Consider the following 3,142-nt stretch of genomic DNA (forward strand, 5'->3'; position numbering starts at 1 on the left):
CTTATTCCCGCAAGGAAAAAACATGCTTCTTCAATCTCTTTTATCTGTGTCAATCTGTGTGATCTGTGGGCCAAAAACTCTTTTCTTATCTGGGTTGCGGGCAAAGTCCGCGTTAGTTTCGTTGTAGGGGTAAAAGTGTAGCTGAAGTTAACAACCGATAATCAACCGCAGGAGGTGGCTTTATGGCCAAGAGTAAACGTAAGGGGACCTATACCCACAATTATGATCCAGACCGTTTGCGGCAGTTGATCAAGGAACAAAGAGGCGCCAAGGAAATCATGAAGGATTTGCAGATTTCCAGATACAGTCTTTATGAGCAATTACTAATGCTTCAGGATGAGGATAATGAACTCTATGATATTCCGGGCCTTTTGGATCCTCCTTCTCTGGAAGAAAAAAGGTGGTGGAAGTACAAAAAGGATGGTGTGATTTTTTCGGAAAAGATGCTGCAATATACAGGATTTAAGCCCGGGGATGCCTTTGAGATGGTGGTTGAAGAAGACCGGGTTATTCTGAAAAAGATTTAGCGTGCAGTTTGAAGTCTTATTTGCCTTAATTCACAAACATCTACATATCCGGACTAAAGTGCCGGATTACTGCTAACTTCAAATCAGGAGGTGCACATGGAAGAAATTCAGATGCCTCGTCAGATGCGCAAGTCCACCTGGAAAAAACGGACAGGCAGATTTAGATACGACATTCATCCCTAGGTATTTTTTATCTCTACCGCAATAATTCTGCTGGGAGTGATTCTTACCCTTGCTGCCGGAGAGGCGGCTTTAGAAGTTTTCAGTGCCATACAAGGCTGGATTACGACCAACTTCGGCTGGTTTTATATCCTGGTCATGAACCTGGTTCTGGTGTTCTGTATTGCTCTTATCTTTACCAAGTATGCAGGGATGCGCCTGGGAGGAGAAGACGCTGAACCGGAATTTTCCATTATCGGCTGGTTCGCCATGCTCTTTTCCGCCGGCATGGGCATAGGTCTTTTGTTTTTCGGCGTGGCTGAGCCCATGTATCACTACCTGGACAATCCCCTGGGCGAATCAGAATCCATAGAAGCAGCCAGAATGTCCATGGAACTCACTTTTCTGCACTGGGGATTTCATCCCTGGGCCATTTATGCCGTTGTGGGTCTGGGCATTGGCTTTTTCGGCTTTTCCGAAAAACTGCCTTTGTCCATACGCAATATTTTTTATCCGGTACTGGGAAGGCGTATATACGGCCCCATAGGCAACTTTATTGATATTCTGGCCACTATCGCCACCCTGTTCGGAGTGGCTACTTCCCTGGGACTGGGGGTGCAGCAGATCAATGCCGGAATAAGCCATCTAACAGGGATACCTGAAAACACCCTTGTTCAGACCTTACTCATTGCAGGCATCACTGCTATAGCCCTTTGGTCGGTTATCAGAGGGCTGGATGCAGGCATCAAATTTCTGAGCCAGGTGAATATTGCCCTTGCCGGTATTTTGATGCTCTTTGTGCTCATCCTGGGCCCCACACTGTTTATTGTCACCGGCCTTCTGGAGAACATCGGCAACTATCTGCAGAACCTGCCGTCCATGTCCCTGTGGGCCGAGACCTATGATGATGGAGGGTGGCAGAGTGCCTGGACCCTGTTTTACTGGGCCTGGTGGATAGCCTGGTCTCCCTTTGTGGGTATGTTTATCGCCAGGGTTTCCTATGGCAGGACAATAAGGCAATACCTCACCGGCGTACTCCTGGTGCCGGTGGCTGTTACCTTTGTCTGGCTGACTGTATTCGGCAACAGCGCCATTTATATGGAGCATTTCGGGGAAGTCGGCATAGCCGATGCTGTTCTGGCAAACATGCCGGTATCCCTGTTCGTGTTCCTGGAGCAGTTTCCGCTGGGAATGCTGGCTTCCATACTGGCCGTGCTGGTGGTAGTAACCTTCTTTGTGACCTCTTCGGACTCCGGGTCCATGGTCATTGACATCATTAATGCAGGCGGCAATCCTGACCCGCCCAAGATTCAGCGTACCTACTGGGTTATCCTGGAAGGTGTGATTGCAGCGGTGCTTCTGATGGGTGGCGGCCTGGTCGCTCTGCAGACAGCATCCTTGATCACAGGACTGCCCTTTGCCATCATTATCTTCATCATGTGCTGGTCCCTGTTCAAGGGCCTGAGAAGGCACTGGAACAAGTACTACGAGGATTGATGGTTCAGTCGTCTAATCGCTGCTTAAAAGACAGAAACAAAAGCGGCCCGCCGGCTGATCCGGCGGGCCGCTTTTTTAGTTCGGCTGAGGCATGATCCCAGGGCAGGCCGGTTAAAATATGCAGCTTCAACATATTGAAAAACATGGTTTTCCTGGCCATTTAAAAACATCAGCATCAACTGATGTTAGCAGCCAAAAAAAAACCACCCTGAGGAATCCCCGGGGTGGTTTTTTCATGCTATGGAAAATCCTTTTTAGAAGCGGGATTCTCTTTTAGGCTTGGCAACATTGACTTTAATGGTGCGTCCGTCGAAATCTTTGCCGTTAAGTTTTTCAACGGCTTCATCGGCACCGTTTTCCATCTCCACAAAACCAAAACCGCGAGAACGGCCGGTTTCACGGTCTTCAATGATTTTGGCTGAACTTACTTCTCCAAATTCGGCGAAAGAATCGCGGAGTTGGGTCTCGGTTGTGTTCCAGGACAAATTGCCTACGTACAGATTGGTCATAAAAAAAGCTCCTAAAAAAGTAAAAAATAATCATCAGCTCTGGGCTTCAACATTTCAGCCTGACTACAAATGCTGATGATAAACAAAGAAATTCTCTTATAGTCTTGGCGAGCGAAAGATACAAGCATTATTTTTGTTTTTTTTAAAAAAAGTTTTTATGCTTTTTTTGCCAGCTCAGGATACATAGAGGCTCTGCTTAATAAGAAATCAGCCCCTGAAGAGTTTTTTGCCGGCTTGGCAAGACAGGAAAAGGTGGGAGCATTACGCGTTTTTTGAAAACTGAAGATGCAGGGTATTAGGCGCTTAGCACAAATTTCAAACAAACATGTTGTTTCATTTTCATTTGGGTTGCGTGCGTGGTTCGCGTTAGACAAGGCAGGGCTTCCTCTCGTTCCCAGGCTCCAGCCTGGGAACATTTAGTTCTTGCGGCTCCAGCCGCTTCTTAAAAAA

3 protein-coding genes are annotated in these 3,142 nt (G+C 47.3%); 2 read left to right on the plus strand and 1 reads right to left on the minus strand.

Annotation, left to right across the window (positions count from 1 at the left end; translation table 11 throughout):
* Positions 1 to 182: 182 nt before the first annotated feature.
* Together QZP87_RS04210 and QZP87_RS04215 are read left to right on the plus strand one after the other, a co-directional pair.
* Positions 183 to 527 carry an AbrB/MazE/SpoVT family DNA-binding domain-containing protein gene (locus QZP87_RS04210; RefSeq protein WP_291321670.1) on the plus strand — a complete coding sequence of 115 codons (345 nt, stop codon included), beginning with the start codon at positions 183 to 185 and terminating at the stop codon, positions 525 to 527.
* 192 nt (positions 528 to 719) lie between these two features.
* Positions 720 to 2,183: a BCCT family transporter gene (locus QZP87_RS04215; RefSeq protein WP_291321671.1), complete on the plus strand. Its 1,464-nt coding sequence runs from the start codon at positions 720 to 722 to the stop codon at positions 2,181 to 2,183.
* Positions 2,184 to 2,437: 254 nt separating this feature from the next.
* Here QZP87_RS04215 and QZP87_RS04220 read toward each other — a convergent pair whose 3' ends face one another.
* Positions 2,438 to 2,692, minus strand: coding sequence for an RNA-binding protein (locus tag QZP87_RS04220; protein WP_008869483.1), 255 nt, complete (start codon positions 2,690 to 2,692; stop codon positions 2,438 to 2,440).
* Positions 2,693 to 3,142: the final 450 nt, after the last annotated feature.

Origin of the sequence: Desulfonatronospira sp. (assembly GCA_003563255.1) — a bacterium.
In the GTDB taxonomy this organism is placed as follows: Bacteria; Desulfobacterota; Desulfovibrionia; order Desulfovibrionales; family Desulfonatronovibrionaceae; genus Desulfonatronospira.